The organism is Lacrimispora indolis DSM 755 (genome assembly GCF_000526995.1).
Lineage (GTDB): Bacteria > Bacillota > Clostridia > Lachnospirales > Lachnospiraceae > Lacrimispora > Lacrimispora indolis.
The window spans coordinates 3,384,308-3,405,318 of sequence record NZ_AZUI01000001.1 but is presented as its reverse complement, the minus strand read 5'-3'; the positions used below and the strand labels follow the sequence as shown (position 1 = coordinate 3,405,318).

Sequence of the window (21,011 nt, the reverse complement as noted above, 5' to 3'; positions counted from 1 at the left end):
TTTATTCCACCCTCTTTAATACTTTTATTTTATGTGGGGGCAGGTTAAATAATGCTTCCATGGCACTGGAAATTTCAGCTTTTACCGTGGGGCTGCCTCCGCCCTGGGCACTGATGACGATTCCTTCTATCTCCGGACGTATCTCCTTCTCCACAATTGGAGATGTGTTTTCTCCTGAACCGGTAAGAATAGTGCTTTCTTTAAGCTCTGCGCTGGTGTTCTTTCTGGTCCCCCCGGAGCTGTCCTTTTCCTCGGTAGAGGAATCCGAACTGTCCTTATCGACACGCAGTACCTTCTCCTCTGACGATTTCAGCACGATCATCACTTCTACCTGACCGACCCCATCCACGGTTTTCAAAATTTTCTTTACCCTCGCCTCCAGCTGCTCCTCATAGGTCCGGTCTGCTCCTGCCGCCGCAGCCGCTTCTCCATCTGCAGGCTCTGTTACGATTCCTTTTTGCAATGCCGTCTGGTTTTTGCTTTCTGCAGTCCGCTCTACCTTGGCGGCCATACCCGAACCGGAGGGAAATGTAAGGATTAGGATAATCATTCCAACAGCCAATAAGATCAGCCATTTATCCTTTCCCATCTTCCATTTGAATTTCAATATCCTGTTCCTCCAAATCATAATATTCCGCAATCCGCCTTCTAAGACCTGAAAGCCGTGAATTTTCTTCCTGTTTCTGCCTCCTCACGTCCTCCTGTCCCTTATCCTCACCTTTTTCCGGCTCTGACCCGGCTATTTTCACCTCTTCTACTTCCTGTACCTTTTCTACGGGAACCGTCCCATTTCCGGAAACAGCCACACCCTTTGCTTCTTCTCCTGTTTTCTGCGGCACCAGAACCATGGAGACCTGCATTACATGGCCAAAGGAACCGCTTTCCTGATCCTTGTTGATTTCCACCCTGGATGTCCTGCAGTCAAAGCCTTCGGTTTCTGCCATGGATTTTAAATCCGTTCCCACCGCCTCCTCATATCTGGCAATCATGGTTTCAAGCCGTTTCTCATCCATGCTTGAAAGCTTTCCCGTCAGCTCTCCTGCTTCCTTTTTAAGACTGATGGCCTCAAAATAGTAAGCCAGGGTATCATCAAGCCTTAAGCCTCCTGTAATTGGTTTTAATACCAAAAGGATCAACACCATGCCGGCAAATAATTTTATGTACTTTTCATATTTCTTATCCGGCAGGAGGTTTCCCACCACGGTTATAAAAATCAGGTAATAGGTTATATTGCGTATCCAGTTAAACAATTCTTCCATGTCTCTCACCCGGTATAATAGGTCACATTGGTGGAAGCGCATACAAGCGCTATGGTAACAATAAAGAGAATCACCCCTGAGGCCGCAACGGAAAGGAGCATCCGATGGCCTTTTGCCATATCGGAAATGCAGGACACGATCCTCTTATCGCAGACCGGCTGCAAAAGGGCTGCAACGCATTGGTATAATACCATCAGCACCACCAGCTTTAACAGCGGAATCACGGAGATGATGAGAAGTATGATAATACCGGCTGCTCCAATGGTATTTTTAATAAGCACCCCGGACCCCAGCACCATCTGGGCAACGGAGTTAACACCCTGGCCGATCCCAGGAATGGCTCCGATCAGCTTCTGGATGGCTCCCGTTTTCATGGAATCCACATAGGGCAGAACCATGGACTGAATGAGGTGAAACCCGAGCACAACTCCTACCAGGGTCTTTAAACTCCAGGAAACCACCTGTTCCAAAAGCTCTGTAAGCTTTGAGAGCATGTCCTCTTTGGCAATGTGGCCTGCCATGACCAAAAGGGCATAGACCCTTATGAGAGCCAAAAGCACCTGCCCCAAAAGCCACTGGGCGGAAGCGATGATAAATAATGTGAACTCATAGGAAGCTGCCGCAGACGCGCTGCTCCCCGCAAATGCCGCTGCCAGGAAATAGGCCGGCATCAATATTTTAGTAAAATCCATGACCTGCCCCACCACATTTCCCGTAATGGTAACACTGGTAAAAAAGCTGGCAGCCAGATAAGTAAACAGCAGCAGATAGGTGACGAAAAACCCGGTTTCAGAAATCTGGCTTCCCGTAAACACGCTGGAAAAGTTGGAAAATACCGCTCCAATGATCCCCAGCACCATGATCTGTCCCATCATATGTCCGCTGTTTTTAATCTCTCCCATCAGCAGATCCTTCAGCGCTTTTCCGGCCTGTCCCATGACTTCATTTAATTTTCCATCCATCAGATCCTTCATCAGCTCTTTAAAGGAAAGGTTCATGCCCTGGTTCCCCTTAGCCTGGTCCAGAAATTTCTGGATATCCGTTAAATCATATTGATCTAAATCCAGCTCTCCCACTGAGGCCGCCTCCTCCTGCCCGGAAGAGACTTCCGCTCCAGGGCTGTCCCCCGGGAAAAGCAGCAGGATCAAAAGACACAACAGGAAAAAGGCGGTTCTTTTCATGGTCTTACTCCCTTCCGTCATGATAAAAATACCTGCAGCGTCTCAATGAGGGCCAGGAGAATGGGCATGCTGACTGCCAGAACAGACAGCTTTCCGAATATTTCGATCTGGGTCCCAACGGCTCCGTATCCCGCATCCTTGCATATCCCGGCAGCAAATTCTGCGATATAGGTGATTCCTATCATCTTTACCAGGGTGGATAGATAGATGCTGTTGATCTTAATATAGGTCTGGATCTCCTTCATGGTATCCAGAATGGTAGTGAGCTTTCCCATGCCGTAAAAAAAGATAAAAAAGCCCGCCGCCATAACCAGATAGGTCCCATATTCCCCCTTCATCCCTTTTAAGGAAACCGCTAAAAGCACTGCAACGATCCCTGTTATGGCTATGGTCACTACGGTCATGTCTCTCACCTACAATGCAAACAGATTTTTAATGGATTCAAATAACTGATAAATATAAGGCACCAGCCAGAACAGCACCAGGATCAGCCCCGCGAGGCTTGTTAAGAATGCCTGTTCTTCCCGTCCGCTGTGTTTTAATACCTGGCAGATGACGGAAACCAGGATTCCAACTGCTGCAATTTTAAAAATCAAATTGACCCCCATGCTATCCTCCTTAATACATTACGATTGTTAGGAATAAACCGCCCATTATACCCAGGCTGGTATAAAGGCGGCTTTTTTCCTGCTTATGTTTTCTCAAATAGCCGATGGTTAAATCCAGCTGTTCCAGGTACAAAAGAATGTTCCGCTCCTGCATGTCCATGTCTAAGTATCCCAGGTGCTCACCCAGGCCTTTTAAATTCTGTTTGTCCTCTTTGGACAAGCAGACCTCCCTGGGAAGTTTGTCGATCTCTTCCTGCCAGATGGTATAAAAGGTTTCTCCCTGCTGTCCGGAAAGCCGCTCCGACACCTTCTCAAACAAAACGCCTATTTCACCTCCGGCCTTTCTGCCGGTGCGCTCAAAAGCCTCTGTAAGAGGAGAATTTGCATAAACAATCTCGCCTTTTAACAAAAAAATCATCTTCCGGAGCTTTTCCACGGTCTTTAAATGCTCGTTCCATTGGGCTGCCATAAAAAACCCAAGACCGGAGCTGGATATAATGACCAGTACTGCTCCTAAAATCCTCAGCCACGTATTATCCATAAGCAATACACTCCCGCCTGTCCCATCGTATTCCCATCTGATGTACCTGGGATTTGTAGAGCTGAGTTCCTCTGGAGTCATAGATCTGATCGATGTTTCCGATCTTTCCTAAGTTGTTTAAGACAATATATCTCTCAAAAATCCGTTCCTCCACCAGCTTTCTTAATATGGGCTTCTGCTTTAAGTCATCGATGGAGTTCCCGTGAACCGTTGCGATCAGCTTACAGCCGCAGTTCATCACGTATTCCATTGCCTCTAAATCCTCCCTGCTTCCGATCTCATCCACGGCAATCACCCTGGGAGACATGGTCCGTATCAGCATCATCATCCCTTTTGCCTTGGGACAGCAGTCTAAAATATCGGTACGGATTCCCAGCTCATTCTGAGGGATCCCCTGATAACAGGCCCCAATTTCAGAACGTTCATCAACCACGCCCACCGTAAGCCCTGAATGATCCTCAGAACCATTGGAAACCTGACGGATTAAATCTCTTAACAGAGTGGTCTTCCCGCATCTGGGAGGGGAAATGATCAGCGTGTGATAGATTTCTCTCCCTTCCTCGTATAAATAAGGCAAAACCTCTGAGGCGCAGCCCTTTACCTGATGGGACAGCCTGACATTGATAAAGGATATGTATTTCATTGCCTTGATCCCGGATTCGTCTAAAATGGTCTTTCCTGCGATCCCGATCCGGTGGCCTCCCTGAATGGTGATAAAACCCTGTTTCATCTCTTCTTCAAAAGCATACAGGGAATAGTTGCTCATGTACTCCATGGTTTCCTTAAGCTCATTTTTAGAGACCGCATAGGCGTCCTTTCCTTCCTTGCTCAGGGAACCTTTCGGAGTTACATAATACTCCTCATTCCGGTATACCATTAAAAGAGGAGCCGCCACCCGGAGTCTGATTTCCTGAACCTCGTCAAAGTCAACGGTCACCCGGTTTAAAATTTCTCTTATGCTCCTGGAAAATATATTGATAAGCTCGTCTTTCCTCTCCACCTTCATCCCTCCTCTTACCTCAATATATGTAGGGTGGGACAAATTATGACTGAAAAACTTCCGGCTTCTTTCATCCTGTTTCTTAAGGGAAAGGGGGTGTAAATTAAAAAAGAGCTTATCCCAGATGATCTTTACAAACCATCCGGATAAGCTCAAATGTGCCTTTTTATTTAATTTCCCAATACTCTTCTCACTGAAACCACAGGCTTAAAATCCACAGTGGAAATTTTAATTCCGTCCTCCGGGCCGCTTGCATGGATCAGCTGATTTTGTCCCACGTAAATGCCGATATGCCCTATGTATGATACAAGATCCCCTGGCCTTGCATTTTCTATTCCGCCTACATCAATCCCTGCTTGTCCCTGGTCCTCAGAGGTTCTTGGAAGATTTATGCCAAATTGTTTATAAACGCTCAGTACAAACCCGGAGCAGTCAGCACCTGATGTAAGGCTTGTCCCTCCATATACATAAGGGTTTCCTAAAAACTGCTTTGCATAAGCCACCACCTGTTCTCCTGTTCCGTTCTGGATTTCCGGCCCTGTCTGGGAAAATCCTTTTCCCGGACCGGTTCCCGGGCCGGTCTGCCATTCAGAGGGCGGCGGAGCCACCATGAGGATTGCCATGTCGGAGGCTGTATCCGCTTTGGCAGTAAAATGATTGGTGGTCATAAATACAAGACCTGTAAGCAGGGTAACTATCCACTTTTTTCTCTGCATTGTTCTTTTCTCCTGATATGATATCGTTATATGCCCATATCCGCTGCATCTTCGGACAGGAATCTGTGGTATGTGACGTGATTTTCATGAAATTTGATATAATACCGATAATTATCAATAGAAGGATTCTCAAAAAACAGAATGTAATCAAAATCTTCTTCCTGGGATTTCTCACAAATGACCCTGCCATCCCCGAATTTACGAAAGACTTTTAATATATCTTCCAAGGCAGTGCTGTGATTTTCCACGGTTTCTATGAATTCCTTTAAGAAACCATTGTCTTTTTCATGCTCATATACGTATTCCACTCCTTCCGGCGGAATCTCAAAGCAAAAACGTTCCTGGCTTTTTGTGATCCTGATATCTCCCAGACGTTCCTTTACGGATTCCTTAAAGCCTTCCATTGCGGCTTTCATTTCCCTGTCAGAGTCTTCGGAGATCTTCAGTATTTTCGTCAGTGCATGTTGAGGATAGTAAAAGCGAATAGGCTCTTTTTCATATCCTAATTTTATCTGTACTTCTTTTATCGAGTTAATGAGCATCCGCTCCAGCGCACCATATTGCATATCCATCACTCCAGTCATTTTCCAGCAGTACCCAAAACAAGCAGATATTCGCAATCCGCTTCCATGTCTGTCAGTTAAATTATACTGTTCCAGGCGGGACATGTCAAGGTTCCGGAAAACAGCATTTCCTAACGGGACAAAACGCGCTCCGCGAGTTTTGTCCCGTTATCGCGGCGGTCGCCCAATGGACATGCAGGCATGTCCGCTCGGCTCGCCGCCCGCATAAAAAAAGATGCTGTTTCCCGTAAGTCATTGGCGAGGAAACAGCATCTGAACATTAACTTCTTATTAAATAGTCAAAAGCGCTTAAGGCTGCACTGGCTCCGGAACCCATTGCAATGACAATCTGTTTATAAACGCTGTCCGTGCAGTCTCCTGCTGCAAAGACTCCCGGCACACTGGCAGCATTGCGGTTATCAACAACAATCTCTCCAATGCGGTTGCGTTCAACGGTTTCTCCCAGCCAATCCGTATTGGCTGCAAGGCCGATCTGAACAAACACTCCCTGCAGTTCCACATGATGGACTGCTCCAGATTCACGTTCCACATAGGTTATTCCGTTTACCTTATCAGTGCCGGTAATTTCTTTTGTCTGAACATTCTTTATGACTGTCACATTGGGAAGGCTGAAAAGACGCTTCTGCAGTACAGCATCCGCTTTCAGCTCAGGCATAAATTCAAGCACTGTCACATGACTTGCAATTCCTGCAAGGTCAATAGCCGCTTCAATGCCGGAATTACCGCCTCCAATGACTGCCACGTGTTTTCCTTTAAAAAGAGGACCGTCACAATGGGGACAATAAGCAACTCCCTTGTTCTTAAACTCTGCCTCACCCGGTACGCCTACATTTCTCCAGCGGGCACCTGTGGAAAGGATCACCGCCTTGCTTTTTAAAACAGCGCCGTTTTCCAGCTCCACCTCGATGAGTTCTTTTCTTTCCAGGCGTTTGGCACGCTGGGAATTCATAATATCCACATCGTAATTTTTAACATGCTGCTCCAGGGTTTCTGCAAATTCAGGGCCTTCGGCATACGCCACACTGATGAGATTCTCGATCCCCAGCGTCTCTCTTACCTGACCGCCGAAGCGTTCGGCAACTACACCTGTACGAATTCCTTTGCGCGCCGCATAAATGGCCGCGCTGGCTCCCGCAGGGCCGCCTCCGATGACAAGTATATCAAAAGGCTCTTTCTCCTCAAACTCTGATACATCAGGGCTGCTGCCTAATTTCCCCAGAATCTCTTCCAGTGTCATGCGCCCGCTGCCAAAAACCTCACCGTTTAAGCAGACCGTAGGCACAGCCATGATATTTTTACTTTCCGCCTCATCCTTAAATGCTGCACCGTCTATCATGGTATGGGTGATACCAGGATTTAAAATGCTCATTAAGTTAAGGGCCTGCACCACTTCCGGGCAATTATGGCAGCTTAAGCTGATATAGGTTTCAAAGTGAAACTCACCCTTGATCCTTTTTACCTGGTCAATTAATTTGCCGTCAACCTTTGGAGCTCTTCCGCTCACCTGTAAGAGAGCCAGTACCAGAGAAGTGAATTCATGGCCAAGAGGGATTCCGGCAAAAGCCACTCCGGTGTCTTCCCCCACACGGTTAATGCTAAAGCTGGGTGTTCTGGGCAGCTTTACCTGCTCTGTCTTAATTCTTGGGGACAGGGCGGTCAGTTCATCTATCAGAGCCTTCATATCCATTGATACGCTGTCAGAGCCTTCACTGATTTTAATCAGCACATCATTTTCCAGAAGCTGGAGATACTCAGCCAGTTGTTTTTTAATTTCAGCATCCAGCATCATAATATTTGCTCCTTAGATTTTTCCTACAAGGTCAAGGCTTGGCTTCAATGTGGCTCCGCCCTCTTTCCATTTTGCCGGGCAAACCTCTCCTGGGTTATTTCTTACATACTGGGCAGCCTTGATCTTATCAATAAGAACGTTTGCATCACGGCCAATGTTTCCCGCATTGATTTCTACGGACTGAATGATGCCATCCGGATCAACGATAAAAGTACCCCGGTCTGCAAGTCCATCTGCTTCAATCAGCACATCAAAATTACGGGACAAGGTATGAGAGGGATCCCCAATCATAATATAGGTCAATTTACGGATAGCTTCGGAATTGTCATGCCATGCCTTGTGGGTAAAATGAGTATCCGTAGAAACGGAATAAACCTCTGCTCCCAGTTTCTTAAATGTCTCGTAATTGTTCTGTAAATCTTCCAGCTCCGTCGGGCATACAAAGGTGAAATCTGCGGGATAAAAGCAGATGATGCTCCACTTTCCCTTAAAATCTGCTTCTGTAACCTCTACGAATTCACCGTTATGAAAAGCCTGGGCCTTGAATGGTTTTACTTCTGTTCCGATTAATGACATAATAATTACCTCCTGTGTTTTATATTTATAATTTGACCGAATTGCAGCTATCGCTGCTATTCGGTTATGCCCGATAAAGCAGGGTTGAATATCTTTAAATCTTATTGATATTCTTTATCAATAATAGTAATGATTACTGATATTGTTATAATATAGCATTCCAATCAGATTGTCAAGTGACTTTTTCCAAAATTTTGATTCTTTTTAACCTTCTTAATTAATAAGTAAGGATATGAAAGAAGGAAATCCGGATCAGTGGTTCAAGCTTTATATGCTTTTTTCATTTTTAATATACAGCCTTTTGTATCACTGAAAAAGTCCGTCTGTTCAACTGGAATGAAAAGAAGAGACAGCGGCCGCCCACAAAGGCTCCGCTGTCTTTAAAACAGATGGATCATCACTTGGTTTTTCATCAGTAATCAACACCCTTGTCCATTTTGACAAAAGAAATACTCCCATTTCTCTTCCGCTTCTGACCGGACGGCTTCCTTTTTTATCTGCAGGATCATCCCGTCTTTCACTTTCCCCTTTGGAGACAAAACTTCGCTGCCGTTTAAAATCAGCCCGTCCTCACACCATTTCTTTATTCTGCTTCTGGATACGGACAGCTGTTTCATCAAAAAAACATCAGCTCTTAAATCAAATCCAGACGGAATCCTGATTTCAATTTCCATGGCATGGTCCTTTCCGCAGGGAAATGCAGTATCCACAGTCGTCACGTGGTATTCCTCTTTTGAGGCAGCTGCCTCCGCCTTATTGCGGGCAAATATTTCCCTGTCATTTCCGTATTTTGCTGCCAGATCAGGATCATTGTTTAAAAATCCTTCATACTCTTTCTTTTCTAAGCGGCCTGCCTCCACCCGTTCCCACAGGGTCATATTCCAGGAGGTCTCGCATTGTCCGCACCGGTAGACCAGCCAGACGTCTAAAAGACGGCCGTTGGCGTTGACCCTGAATTTTCCGCTGTTTATAAATTCCGTCTTTTTTCCGCATTTGGGGCACCTTCTTATGATGGCTGGAAGCTGGTCCGGCGTGACGATCCATTGTTTTCGTAAATTACGATTCATGTTCTTTCTCCATTTTTACAATTGTTTCTCAGACAACTGTAACACGCCCTCTTTTTTTATCCCACCTCATACTCATTTATGAAATAAAGAAAAGGCGGCACACCATTTTCTATTTGATGTGCCGCCCTATTTCATTTCCATATTTTTCTTTTCCTGAAGTACGATCCTCTGGATGCTTTTCTCGGATAAGTAATAGCGCTCTGCTAAAAGCCTCACGCATATACCGGATACATAATCCTCATAAATAGATACATCCCGGCGTTTCCTTTCCTCTCTGGCTCCTGTCCTCTGGCCCCAGGTTCGTTTATTTTCCTGTTTTCTGGGGATGTAAACATATTCCCCGTCTATATAATTCTGAATTAATTCCACCAGCTCTTCCGGTAAAATTTCATTGGCTTTCTGATAGCGCATCGCTGCCTCCCAAACATATTTTTACTGTCAGGAATAGCAAAGGCTATACAATTACTCTTTTATTTTAACTGCATAACCCGTGCTATGCAGTCTTTGAGGGTTCCATCATAAAAAAATCGCCTCCTTAAAGAAACGCTTATCTTGCAACATAATTACAGCCATTTTATCACCACGAGGGCTCATTAAAAACCTCATTCTTGATTCAGAAACGTATTTGAGCAGCAAAGTGTCAGCTTTTTATGACAACTCCTAAATACTTTGCCAGTTCTGCTGCCTGGTATAAATCCACCACTGCACCTTTTATCTCCGGGCAGCCGTCAGACAGAACCAACCCCTGTATCATGCTGCTGGTAAAATCCATTCCTCTCATTACGGTTTTAAAAAAACTGGCGTTTTCCAGATTTGCCCGGTTCCATTCTACCGCCTTACAGCGGCATTGAGTCAGGAAGCCGCCGCGGATCTGAGTATCAGAAAAGCGGATGTGTTCCAGCCTGGAAGAATCAAAATTCCCATAGTTGAAATTACAGTCAAGGATCACCGTATGAAGCATGGTATTTCCGCAAAACTTTACGCCCAGCCCCTTTGAGGAGAGGAATTCCGTCCGGTTAAAATAGCTGTCCTCAAAATTGCAGTTGGATATATCACAGGCGCGAAACACCACATCAGTAAATTCCCCTTTTTCAAAGGTGCAATCCTGAAATATACAGTTCTCAAATATGACGGCGGAAAAACGCATGCGGGAAAGGTCTTCCTCCGCTATATGAAGGTTTCTTATGAGTACATCTGTTACCGCTTCCTCCTGGTCTTTTCTGCGGGATAATTCCTCCATATCTTCCAGTACAAAATCCATTGTCTCCGGAAGGATTGGGGTAAGAAGTTTCTGGCCCATATACCCTATCCTTTCTCATCTTTTTATCCAAAGGGTCTCTCCCTCTGTGGTGTCTTTCACTTAACAGACTGTCTTTTATTTTTCAGCTTCCATATCATCTGACAGTTTAAACGAAATGATCTGTTCCTTATATTACCAGACTATCATGGAACTTTCAAGTTCCTGGAAGGCGAAACAGCTGTAATACTTTTTGTTTTTTATCCGTCAGAGGGCAGGTATCGGCCGTTCCGTTACGGGTGATTGATCTCTGGCTTCTTAGAAAATGTCACAATCAGGCTGTTTAGGATCATGCCCAACACAATAAAAGATATACCGATCATTCCCAGATAATCAGGCTGTGAATCCCCAAGGAGCCAGATGCCCCCCAGCAAAGTAAATATGACCTCACCTGACTGTGTGGATTCGATCACAGCAAGCTGCTTATGGTTTGACTTGACCAGATCGGTGGCTTTAAAAAACAGCAGGGTTGCGATCACTCCGGAAAAAACTGCGACGCACAGGGACTGGAGGGTCTGATTTACAGAAGGGCCTCCGGTATTTACCAGGCCAAATACAGCTAAAACAAACCAGAAGGGGAGGCTGCATAACGTCATGCCGTAGGTGCGTTGGATTGTAGAAAGCTGATCCCCGCTTGCCTCCATGATTTTTCTGTTTCCCAGGGGATAGGAGACAGCCCCTATAAGGATAGGAAGCAGCGTCATAAGGGTCCTCTTAATATCCAGATCAGCTATATCATGTACCTGCAAAAGAAATACTCCGATTAAAATGAATCCTGATATACATAGGTTTTTTATGGGTACACGTTTATGAAATACAGGAGACAATAAGATACCCATTACGATTGTTACCTGCCAGGATGCCGCAATCAACCAGGATTCCCCGTAATCGGCCGCATAAGAGAGCGGTGCATAAAAAAAGCCGAATCCAACAGTACTCCAAATGAGCCAATTGAAAAGATTCTTTCTTATGACTTTATGGACATGCTGAAATCCGCGGTGTTTTCCCACAATCATAGCCAGAATGGGAAAAGTAAACAAATAGCGAAGGCTTGCGCTCCAGATCCAGCTTCCTCCGGATAAGTGCATGCTGCGGTTGAACACAAATGTAAATGCAAAAAAGAAAGATCCGGCAATACCAAATATAAGTGCTTTTTTCATATTTTTCTTATGTACTCCATTATGTCATCATCGGGTAAAAAATAATGTTCAGGATGCAGCACGTTTCCTTTGAAGAGTTGATATAGCAATGAGGAACATCAGCTTTAAAACGAAAACACTGGGTTTCGGTCAAAACAGTCTCATCCTGATTCAGGCGCATTTCCAATTGTCCTTTCTGGACAAAGATATATTCTTCCACGCCATCCATATGTCTGGCGGATTGGTGAACGCACCCCGGCTCAAATTCGATATACAGCATCTCTAAGTTCTGAGCAGGATTATAGGGAAAAAGGGGGAAGGTCCGCATCTTTTCGTTTTCCTCATAAACAGGCTGGGTATTCAATGTGTCTATTTTGGTGTAATTACTCTTTTCCTGCTCTAAAAAATAGGTGAGCGGAACCTTGTACCCTGTGGAGATTTTCCAAAGTGTTGTGATAGTAGGCATAGACTGCCCACGCTCGATCTGGCTCAGCATGGCCTTGCTGATCCCGGTTAAATCCGCCGCCTGATCTAAGCTTAACTGCTTGCTGTTGCGTACTGCTTTCATTCGCTCTACAATGATTGATTTTAAGTCATTCATACTGTTCACCATCTATTATAACGTATTTTTTTCATCATAACATATAGGGAAGGCAAAGTAAATACTAAAAAATCCATGAATTCAAAACATCATAAAGAGCAGTCTGCAGAAAAAGCCAAATGATATAAACATTTCTATATTTTTGCGCCTGGTTCTGATATAATTAAGTAAAATGGGAATCTTCTGTTAGTCTTTAACTGTTGATCATTTATACTTGACGAAAGAAAATAGGTGAATACTATGGTTGAAACAATATATTTTGCAGGTGGCTGCCTATGGGGTGTACAAGCATTTATCAAAACACTAAAAGGTGTTATTCATACTCAGGCTGGACGGGCAAATGGTTACTCAAATACTCTCGAAGGCGAGTATGATGGTTATGCTGAATGCGTAAAAACAGAATTTGACCCTGATATTGTATCTGTTTCCCAACTAATGGATTATTTTTTTGAGATCATAGATCCTTACAGTATGAATAAACAAGGGAATGATGTGGGAAAAAAATACCGCACAGGCGTATATAGTAAAGTGCCCCGACATTTGGAAGATGCTAAGAATTATATAATAGAAAGAGCAGATAGGGACAAAATTGCAGTGGAAGTCCTGCCACTTATGAATTACGTTAAAAGTGCAGAGGAACATCAGGATAGATTAGATAGGTGCCCGAATGACTATTGCCATATTCCGAAAGAGTTATTACATAAATATTCATAACCAACAGTTATGGGCATAATGAGAATTCTGGAAAAAAGAAAATACTGGAATACAGTTTATCTGCAATCTGCGGAGCCAGTAATTATACCGGCTCCAAAAGTTATTATCTGCCTTCTGTCTTTCCGGGTGCTGATCAAGCATTGGGTATCCCCGGCCTTCCATCTATGTACAAACATTCCAATCATTTACCTTTTAACACTTTAAATGGAATCCCCCCATCCTGCCATCCAATCATCACATTTACTATAGTGGGCAAAATCAATGTGAACAGGTTAATATAAGACACAAGAGTCAGCCCCTTGGACACCAGGCTTGTAAGCCCAACCTGGGAGACGCCCCAGGTAAGTATGATATAAAGCAAGGTGAGCATTGCTCCTCTCCTGTTCCGTTTTGCAGCGGAAACTTCAGGATTTTCACTTATTTTCCCCTGGTACCAGTTTAAAACCCGGTCATTGAAGCCCTGAGCATAATTGATTGCCGTTGAAATCGTTGCAAAAAAGATGGAAACAGTGATCAGGGTCAGCAGCACGGCCTTAAATGCGGAAGCTCCCACCCCGTTTTCCACTACCAGGATGGTATAAACAGCTTTGCCGGCCTTCCAGCCTTCAAATACTCCGGAATAATTTGCCGCCAGATTTATCACCGTCATCTCCAGAAACGCCCAGTTTAAAATGACGGAAAGCACCACCGCCCAGCGGAGAGTCCTTTTATTGGTAAAGAGCTGGGCATGGTTTACATACGCCCCAAATCCGCCTAAATTCTGACCCGAAAAAATATAGGCCCAGCAGAATGCGGTCAAAAGGTATTTTAGAAAGCTGCCGGCTCCGGAGGAAATTCCCTGGTTCAGTGAGCCGCCCATCACCTGCATTTCATTTCTTAAATTTCCGTTTGCCAGATTGTAGATCACGTTTGGCACATGAATCACAACCAGAGTGATAAAAATGACTGCGCTCATAAACACCGCATTTTTGCGCACCAGGCCGCTTCCTTTCATGCAGAGTATAAACATGATAATGCCCACAACAAACGTGGTTACAAGATATGGCATGCCGGAAATCTCCGCAAGGGCTGAACCTGAGGAGGAATAGGCCAGAGCCATACATACAATGAGCAGCCAGTTAAAATTGAATTCATATACGATTTGCATTGGCTTTGCCAGCTTTCCTCCTAAAAAACGCGCCCCATATGCTCCAAGGAAGCTTCCATAATCAAAGGTTCTGAAATCCATGGCAAATTTCATAAAGAAATAGATCATAAAACAGTTGATGGCCGCAACTACCAGGGGCATGAACAGGCAGAAATAAGGCTGCGTTACTTTGGGCAAAATCCCGTAAAACCCTGTGTTTGCAAAAAAATAAGACCAGGGTGTTGATCCGGCAGCAAAACCGCCGCCGCATTGAGAGCTGAACGCTATGGATACGAATACGACAACCGTCTTCCAGTCAATTTCCTTAACTCCAGCTTTGTTTCCATTTCCCCCATTTCCCATGGTAAGATCCTCCTCGTATAATTATTTGTTATTTTTTTAACAAATAGATGAAAAATAAAATATCTCTGCTCTTTTCTGCCGGCTGCTTTTGCAGGTTCTTTAATATTTAGATTCATTATAGTTTATGGCTGATGGAATATCCAATCGGCCGATTCTATGCATTCCCGCCTGATCCATAGTTTTTTTCCTATATATTTATTTAATACCTTGTATCATCCCTTCTGACTGTGTTATAGTGCAGAATAATAATATCGTCATACGGGAGGTAATGGAAATGAGAGAAGAAATTATGGAAGGGATCAGACGCCATATTCTTCCTTTAAGCGGCTTGGAAAAGGCACAGCTTTTGGAAGTATGGCCTGGCCATTCAAAGATATCCATTGAGATCCCGGAGAGCGCCTTAAACTTATACGGTAATCTACACGGAGGTTTTTTATTTTCTCTATGTGACATAACCGCAGGCATGGCCACCTATGCATATGAATATACCAATGTGACCCAGCACGGGTCTCTTGACTTTATGCGCGGTATCAAAGCCGGCCTGATATTTGTGGAAGCCAATTCCATACACAAGGGGAGCCGGTCGGTGGTAAACCGGGTTGAGGTAAAATCAGAAGACGGGAAAATCATTGCGGCAGGGGACTTTACCATGTATCTGCTGGAGGCGCTGTAAAAACATATAAAAATAAAAAGAGAGAGCATGGATTTTTGCCAAAGCAGAAAACCCATGCTCTCTCTTTTTGCTCATCTGCGGCTCCACCCATATCCCAATTAATCCCTGCTTGTAAAAAATAAATACATAGACAGCAACTATCAATCATGCCCAAAAAGCCGAATACAGCCGATTGGATTTTTAAAGACCCGGTGTTTATAATAAATGTATCAAGATTGTTAAAAAAATACTAATCAAAATCTTTAGGAGGAATGAAACATGAGTAAATTATCCAAAGAAGAATTTCAGGCATATTTAATGCAGATCCGGAAGCTGGCAGAAGGTCCCCTGGAGGAGATCCAGAAGGAAGTGGAAATCACTAACAAATTTCCACAGGAATTCTATGATCTGGCCATTCAGAATGATTTATACCGCTGTTCGCTGCCAATAGAATTCGGCGGCTATGGTTTATCCGAGCTGGAGATCCTTCAGGTACAGGAGGAATTTTCCAGAGGACCGGGCGGCATGAGAATGCATCTCCACTATGCAATGGATTTAAACTGGAGAATCTTAGATGACTACGGCAACGAGGAACTGAAAGCAGAATATATGAACAAATTCCAGGATAAATCCGTATTTACCTGCTTTGCACTGACAGAAGCAACCGGAGGAACTGGCGCTGACTTACATACCATGGCTGTAAAAGACGGTGACTCCTATGTATTAAACGGAGAAAAAACACTCATCTCCCACACGGACTGCTGCGAATTTGCTTATGTCATTGCAGTCACCAACCCGGATTCCAATAAAAATGACAGGCTGTCCGCATTCTTCGTGCCAATGGATGCTCCGGGTTTTGAAGTCATCAACATGCCTCATATGATGGGCTGCCGGGGAGCCGGACATGGAGAGCTTAAATTCACGGATTGCAGAATCGACAAGAAATACCTGTTGGGCAAAGAAGGCCAGGGCCTTGAAATCGCAATGCATTCCTTATCCGTTTCCCGTGCCCACATTGCGGCAAGCAATCTGGGAATGGCACAGAGAATGCTGGAACTGTCCCTCCAGTATGCAGCTGACCGTGTAACCTTTGGGAAACCGATCGGAACCCGTCAGGCCATTCGCTGCAAGATCGCCGATATGTCCATGATGGTACACGCACTTCGCTGCATGGTTTATGACTTTGCAAAATCTTATGAGGAGAACCCAACCGGCGAATACATCGAAGAAAAGGCAGCCATGTGCAAGCTTTTCAGCATTGACACTACCAGAAAAGTCAGTGACGAAATGCTGGAGATCTTCGGCGGTGTCGGTTACTTTGAGGATTGCAAATATGGTCCGGTGGAACGTCTTTACCGTGACTGCCGCGCCATGTGGTTAGAGGAAGGTGCTCCTACCGTACAGCGCATCACCATCTCAAAAAACACCATCAAACATGGGGCTAAGATGGAATATATCTTTTAATAATGATTTGACTTGGGGTCATCAGGTTCGGTCTGGACCTAATGACCCTGCTTTTGTAAAGGAGGAAATTGATGAAACCATTAGAAGGAGTAAAAGTAGTTGACTTAACCACCTATTTAGCAGCCCCCACCACTGTCCGCGTACTTGGAGAATGGGGAGCCGACTGCATTAAGATCGAGTCTGCCAAAGGGGATCCGGCCAGAACACAGGGAGCGGTGTTCAACATGCCCTATGAGGATGATGAAAATCTGGCATTTGACGTAGCGAATATGAACAAACGGTTCATTACCCTGGACTTAAGGTCAGAAAAGGGAATTGAAATAGCCTATAAGCTTTTAGAAGAAGCAGACGTTTTTGTCACCAATACCAGAACAAAATCCTTAAAAAAGCTGGGGCTTGACTATGACACCTTAAAAGAGAAGTTTCCAAGACTGATCTTTGCACAGGTTCTTGGCTACGGGGAAAACGGGCCGGAAAAAGATACCGCAGGCTTTGATGTCACCTGCTATATGGCAAGAGGGGGCGTATTCGGTACCACCGTAAACAGGGGCGATGCGCCCATGATTCCCACCAACGGCTTTGGTGATTTCCAGGTGGCCTTAGGACTTGCGTCCGGAATCTGCGCCGCTCTTTACGCCCGGGAAAAATCCGGTGAAGGCGACAAGGTCACCGTAGGCCTTCACCATTCTGCAGTATATGCGCTGAGCACAGGAGTCATCTCCGCCCAGTACGGAAACCAGTATCCCAAGAGCCGGAAGGAAGTCCCCAATCCATTTAATAACGTATACCGCACCAGTGACCAGAAATGGGTGGTCATCTGCTGTCCGGAGTATGACCGGGACTACGAGAAAATCATGACCCTCCTTGGCAGAGCGGACATGGTGGGAAATGAACGTTATATGAAATGTGCCCAGGTAAATGCTGACAACTTAAACCATGAAGTCATTGACATCCTGGATGAAGCCATTGGCACGTTCACAAGAAAAGAACTTCTTGCCATGTTCAAAGAAAACGATCTGGCCTGTGAGGCGGCATACGAGCCCCTTGATATGTATGACGATGAACAGGTTTGGGCCAACAACATCATTGCAAAGATCCCCTATCCTTCCGGAGAACGCTGCATGCCTACAAACCCGGTAAATTTCAGTTCTCTTGGCGTACCGGAATATCACATCGGCGGCTCCCAGGGCGCTCATACGGTTGAGATCCTGAAGCATCTGGATTATGCCAACGGAGAGATCGAAGAAATTCTGGCTTCCGGTGCTGCCACCGGCGAAACAAAACTGAAAAAGCTTTGAAAAATCAAATGGAAAGGTGAGATGACATGAGTTTACTATACACCGAAGAACAAAAGGAACTGCTGGCTCTTGTAAGGGATATGGCGGAAAACGAAATCAAGCCCCGTGTCCAGGAAGCAGACGAAAAGGGCGAATGTCCCAGAGAACTGTTTAAATGGGGATTTGACATGGGACTGCATATGCTGGAGATTCCGGAAGAATACGGCGGAACCGGCTTAAGCTATGAAACCACGGCCATGATTTTTGAAGAGCTGGCAAAAGTAGATGCCGGTTATGCCATTACCTTTGTAACTACCTTTGTTGCCTTAAGAAACGTAATCCTGGCAGGAACCAGGGAACAGGGACAGTATTTTGCCGACAAAATTGCCCCCGGCGGATTTGCAGGCTTTGCCTTAACCGAACCAAACGCAGGCTCCGATCCGGCTGCCATGCGGGCAACTGCTGTGTTGGACGGGGATGAATACATATTAAACGGTACAAAAACTTTCATTACCAATGGCGCTCTGTCTGATGTATTTGTGGGCTTTTTTAAGACAACACCTGGGGCAGGACACAAAGGAATCTCCGCATTTATCATCGATGGGGATACCCCCGGAGTAACGGTAGGTGCCCATGAAAATAAGATGGGCCTTCGTCTTTCCAACACAACGGACTTGATTTTTGAGAATGTCCGGGTAAAGGCCTCTGCCATGGTGGGACCGGAGGGCTCCGGCTTTAAGCTTGCATTAAATGCCCTGAACTTATCCCGTGCCTTTGTTGCCACTCTGGCCGTGGGCATCATGCAGAGAGCTCTTGATGAATCTGTAAAATACGCAAAGGAACGGAAACAGTTCGGCTCTCCGCTTATTAAATTCCAGATGGTTCAGGCCATGCTGGCAGATATGGCGATCAAGGTGGAAGCTTCCAGGTGTCTGGTCAACAACACCATGAGGATGATGGATCAGGGAATCATGGTCCAAAAAGAAGGCTCCATCTGCAAGACCTTTGTATCCGACTGCGCCCAGGAGGTGACCTCCAACGCCGTACAGATTTTCGGCGGATACGGATTCAGCAAAGAGTATCCGGTTGAAAAGCTGATGAGGGACTGCAAAGTATTCCAGATCTTTGAAGGCGCAAACCAGATTCAGAGAATGACCATCGCAGGCGTATTGGATAAGGAATATAAATAAGGGGGAATGAAAATGAATATCGTTGTTTGTATAAAACAGGTTCCTGATACCACGGAAATCAAGATCGACCCGGTAAAAAACACTTTGATCCGTACCGGAGTCCCCAGTATCATGAATCCTTTTGATAAAAATGCATTGGAGACAGGACTTCAGTTAAAGGATCAGTACGGCGGCAAGGTAACGGTGATCTCCATGGGGCCTCCCCAGGCAAAGGCCGTGTTAAGGGAAGCTCTTTCCATGGGCGCTGATGAAGCGTATCTCATCACCGACCGGGCATTCGGAGGCTCCGATACTTATGCTACCAGCTATATCCTTTCCCAGGCAATTAAGAAGCTGGGGACCTTTGATGTGATCCTGGGAGGCAAACAGGCCATTGACGGGGATACCGGCCAGACGGCTCCCAGCATTGCAGAGCACCTTGGAGCGGTCAGGCTCACCTATATTCTGGATTTAAAAGTGGATGGTGACAAGGTCATCGCACGCCGTCAGGTGGAGGAAGGGATCGAAGTCATTGAGGCCGGACTCCCGGTTTTGTGCACGGCAACCAAAGAAAGCAACAAGCCCAGATATGCTACCATCAGGAATAAAATCGCCTCCTTAAAAGCTGAGATTCCGGAAATAACGCTGGCAGACCTTCCCGGCTCTGATACCACCAAAATGGGATTAAAGGGCTCTCCCACCAAAGTTAAAGCAACCTTTACCCCTAAAAGATCTGCGGACGGCGTGACCATAACAGGGAACAATCCCGGAGAAATCGCATGCTCACTGATCAGCAGGCTGGCCGATGGGAAAATACTGTAGAAGGAGGTTTTAAGTGATGAGTTTTGAAACATGTAAAGACGTATGGGTATTGATTGAGTGCTTTAGCGGCCGGCCAAAAAGCGTTGGGCTTGAACTCCTGGGACAGGGCAGAAAGCTTGCCCTTGGATTAAAACAGGAATTATGTGCCGTTGTTATTGGAAAAGAAACGGAGGAGGCGGTGAAAGCTGCCGGTGAGTATGGAGCCGATAAGATCTATGTGGTGCAGGGTGATGAGTATGAGCATTATTCAGCGGATGCCTATGGCCATGTGTTCCTGGAATTATGTAAGAAGTATGATCCCAATACCATTTTAGTGGGTGCAACCGCAAACGGAAGGGATCTAGGTTCTAAGATCGCAGTCAGCCTTCGGACCGGACTGACCGCAGACTGTACCGCATTAAGTGTTGATGAGGTAACCAGAAACGTAGTATGGGAACGACCTGCCTTTGGTGGAAACTTATACGCCCAGATCCTCTGCAGCGAAACCAGACCCCAAATGGGAACCTGCAGGCCCGGCGCATTTAAAAAACCGGAAAAAACACCGGATAACCGTCCGGTCATCATTCAGGAAGAAATAAAGACACCGGAACAGGAAATCCGTACAAAAGTCATTGATTTTCTAAATGCCTGTGAAGACAATGATTTGCGCCTTGATGACGCAGAAGTCATCGTATCCGGCGGACGAGGCATGAAATCAGCAGAAAACTTTTCTATCTTAAGAGAACTGGCTGATGTATTGTGCGGAACCGTCGGCTGCTCCCGTGCAGCCGTGGACGCAGGCTGGATGCCCCAGTCCAGGCAGGTGGGCCAGACCGGTTCCACCGTGTCACCAAAAATTTACTTTGCCTGCGGAATATCAGGAGCAGTACAGCATGTGGCCGGCATGAGCGAATCAGGGACAATTATCGCGATTAATAAAGATGAAACAGCTCCTATTTTTGAAGTTGCGGATTATTGTATCGTTGGAGATGTATTCGAAATCATTCCCGCCCTGGTAAAAGAATTAAAAGCGAAAAAACAGGGGTAATGCGGAATGCAGCTTCTCTTTTATCCAAAGGAGGCGGGT

General features: G+C 45.5%; 24 protein-coding genes. 7 read left to right on the top strand and 17 right to left on the bottom strand.

Features of this window, described 5'->3' with window-relative positions; genetic code table 11:
• Nucleotide 1: 1 nt before the first annotated feature.
• From K401_RS0116315 to K401_RS0116240, 16 genes are all read right to left on the bottom strand, one after another.
• Nucleotides 2-628, bottom strand: coding sequence for a SpoIIIAG-related protein (locus tag K401_RS0116315; RefSeq protein WP_024293950.1), 627 nt, complete (start codon nucleotides 626-628; stop codon nucleotides 2-4).
• Nucleotides 576-1,259: a stage III sporulation protein AF gene (locus K401_RS0116310; protein ID WP_024293949.1), complete on the bottom strand. Its 684-nt coding sequence runs from the start codon at nucleotides 1,257-1,259 to the stop codon at nucleotides 576-578. The genes K401_RS0116315 and K401_RS0116310 overlap by 53 nt, the downstream gene beginning before the upstream one ends.
• A 5-nt stretch (nucleotides 1,260-1,264) precedes the next feature.
• Nucleotides 1,265-2,440, bottom strand: coding sequence for a stage III sporulation protein AE (locus K401_RS0116305; RefSeq protein ID WP_027352421.1), 1,176 nt, complete (start codon nucleotides 2,438-2,440; stop codon nucleotides 1,265-1,267).
• Nucleotides 2,441-2,457: 17 nt separating this feature from the next.
• On the bottom strand, nucleotides 2,458-2,844 hold the full coding sequence (gene spoIIIAD, locus K401_RS0116300) for a stage III sporulation protein AD (RefSeq protein WP_024293947.1): 387 nt from the start codon (nucleotides 2,842-2,844) through the stop codon (nucleotides 2,458-2,460).
• A gap of 9 nt (nucleotides 2,845-2,853) precedes the next feature.
• Complete coding sequence (gene spoIIIAC, locus K401_RS0116295; protein ID WP_013273849.1) at nucleotides 2,854-3,048, bottom strand: stage III sporulation protein AC; 195 nt, start codon at nucleotides 3,046-3,048, stop codon at nucleotides 2,854-2,856.
• Nucleotides 3,049-3,058: 10 nt separating this feature from the next.
• On the bottom strand, nucleotides 3,059-3,589 hold the full coding sequence (locus K401_RS0116290) for a stage III sporulation protein AB (protein WP_024293946.1): 531 nt from the start codon (nucleotides 3,587-3,589) through the stop codon (nucleotides 3,059-3,061).
• Complete coding sequence (gene spoIIIAA, locus K401_RS0116285) at nucleotides 3,582-4,589, bottom strand: stage III sporulation protein AA (RefSeq protein ID WP_024293945.1); 1,008 nt, start codon at nucleotides 4,587-4,589, stop codon at nucleotides 3,582-3,584. Before spoIIIAA ends, K401_RS0116290 begins: the two co-directional genes overlap by 8 nt.
• A 170-nt stretch (nucleotides 4,590-4,759) precedes the next feature.
• Nucleotides 4,760-5,305 (bottom strand): C40 family peptidase, encoded by a 546-nt coding sequence (locus K401_RS0116280; protein WP_024293944.1) that lies wholly within the window; start codon nucleotides 5,303-5,305, stop codon nucleotides 4,760-4,762.
• A 26-nt stretch (nucleotides 5,306-5,331) separates the two neighbouring features.
• Nucleotides 5,332-5,871: a DUF3877 family protein gene (locus tag K401_RS0116275; protein WP_024293943.1), complete on the bottom strand. Its 540-nt coding sequence runs from the start codon at nucleotides 5,869-5,871 to the stop codon at nucleotides 5,332-5,334.
• Between the two features lie 277 nt (nucleotides 5,872-6,148).
• On the bottom strand, nucleotides 6,149-7,678 hold the full coding sequence (ahpF, locus tag K401_RS0116270; RefSeq protein WP_024293942.1) for an alkyl hydroperoxide reductase subunit F: 1,530 nt from the start codon (nucleotides 7,676-7,678) through the stop codon (nucleotides 6,149-6,151).
• A gap of 12 nt (nucleotides 7,679-7,690) precedes the next feature.
• Nucleotides 7,691-8,254, bottom strand: coding sequence for an alkyl hydroperoxide reductase subunit C (gene ahpC / locus K401_RS0116265; RefSeq protein WP_024293941.1), 564 nt, complete (start codon nucleotides 8,252-8,254; stop codon nucleotides 7,691-7,693).
• A 419-nt stretch (nucleotides 8,255-8,673) separates the two neighbouring features.
• Nucleotides 8,674-9,321 carry a DUF1062 domain-containing protein gene (locus tag K401_RS0116260; protein WP_024293940.1) on the bottom strand — a complete coding sequence of 216 codons (648 nt, stop codon included), beginning with the start codon at nucleotides 9,319-9,321 and terminating at the stop codon, nucleotides 8,674-8,676.
• A 126-nt stretch (nucleotides 9,322-9,447) separates the two neighbouring features.
• Complete coding sequence (locus K401_RS0116255) at nucleotides 9,448-9,732, bottom strand: CD3324 family protein (protein WP_024293939.1); 285 nt, start codon at nucleotides 9,730-9,732, stop codon at nucleotides 9,448-9,450.
• A 229-nt stretch (nucleotides 9,733-9,961) separates the two neighbouring features.
• The gene (locus K401_RS0116250) at nucleotides 9,962-10,621 is read right to left on the bottom strand and encodes a pentapeptide repeat-containing protein (protein ID WP_024293938.1); all 660 of its coding nucleotides are present in this window, start codon (nucleotides 10,619-10,621) and stop codon (nucleotides 9,962-9,964) included.
• Nucleotides 10,622-10,851: 230 nt separating this feature from the next.
• On the bottom strand, nucleotides 10,852-11,778 hold the full coding sequence (locus K401_RS0116245) for a DMT family transporter (RefSeq protein ID WP_024293937.1): 927 nt from the start codon (nucleotides 11,776-11,778) through the stop codon (nucleotides 10,852-10,854).
• Between the two features lie 19 nt (nucleotides 11,779-11,797).
• Complete coding sequence (locus K401_RS0116240; protein ID WP_024293936.1) at nucleotides 11,798-12,358, bottom strand: helix-turn-helix domain-containing protein; 561 nt, start codon at nucleotides 12,356-12,358, stop codon at nucleotides 11,798-11,800.
• Between the two features lie 240 nt (nucleotides 12,359-12,598).
• Between K401_RS0116240 and K401_RS0116235 the strand changes: the two genes are divergently transcribed.
• Entirely contained in the window at nucleotides 12,599-13,072 is a 474-nt protein-coding gene (locus K401_RS0116235; protein WP_024293935.1) for a peptide-methionine (S)-S-oxide reductase, read from the top strand.
• A 181-nt stretch (nucleotides 13,073-13,253) separates the two neighbouring features.
• Here the strand turns inward: K401_RS0116235 and K401_RS33605 are convergent, their stop codons facing one another.
• The gene (locus K401_RS33605; RefSeq protein WP_242842314.1) at nucleotides 13,254-14,561 is read right to left on the bottom strand and encodes a hypothetical protein; all 1,308 of its coding nucleotides are present in this window, start codon (nucleotides 14,559-14,561) and stop codon (nucleotides 13,254-13,256) included.
• Between the two features lie 274 nt (nucleotides 14,562-14,835).
• Between K401_RS33605 and K401_RS0116220 the strand changes: the two genes are divergently transcribed.
• The 6 genes from K401_RS0116220 to K401_RS0116195 all read left to right on the top strand — a co-directional run bounded on the left by K401_RS0116220 (nucleotide 14,836) and on the right by K401_RS0116195 (nucleotide 20,972).
• A complete protein-coding gene (locus tag K401_RS0116220; RefSeq protein WP_024293932.1) occupies nucleotides 14,836-15,234 on the top strand; it encodes a PaaI family thioesterase in 399 nt (132 codons plus the stop codon).
• Nucleotides 15,235-15,492: 258 nt separating this feature from the next.
• Nucleotides 15,493-16,677 (top strand): acyl-CoA dehydrogenase family protein, encoded by a 1,185-nt coding sequence (locus K401_RS0116215; protein WP_024293931.1) that lies wholly within the window; start codon nucleotides 15,493-15,495, stop codon nucleotides 16,675-16,677.
• A 71-nt stretch (nucleotides 16,678-16,748) separates the two neighbouring features.
• A complete protein-coding gene (locus K401_RS0116210) occupies nucleotides 16,749-17,975 on the top strand; it encodes a CaiB/BaiF CoA transferase family protein (RefSeq protein WP_024293930.1) in 1,227 nt (408 codons plus the stop codon).
• A 26-nt stretch (nucleotides 17,976-18,001) separates the two neighbouring features.
• Nucleotides 18,002-19,144 (top strand): acyl-CoA dehydrogenase family protein, encoded by a 1,143-nt coding sequence (locus K401_RS0116205; protein ID WP_024293929.1) that lies wholly within the window; start codon nucleotides 18,002-18,004, stop codon nucleotides 19,142-19,144.
• 12 nt (nucleotides 19,145-19,156) lie between these two features.
• Nucleotides 19,157-19,945, top strand: coding sequence for an electron transfer flavoprotein subunit beta/FixA family protein (locus K401_RS0116200; RefSeq protein ID WP_024293928.1), 789 nt, complete (start codon nucleotides 19,157-19,159; stop codon nucleotides 19,943-19,945).
• A 16-nt stretch (nucleotides 19,946-19,961) separates the two neighbouring features.
• A complete protein-coding gene (locus K401_RS0116195; protein WP_024293927.1) occupies nucleotides 19,962-20,972 on the top strand; it encodes an electron transfer flavoprotein subunit alpha/FixB family protein in 1,011 nt (336 codons plus the stop codon).
• Nucleotides 20,973-21,011 lie beyond the last annotated feature (39 nt).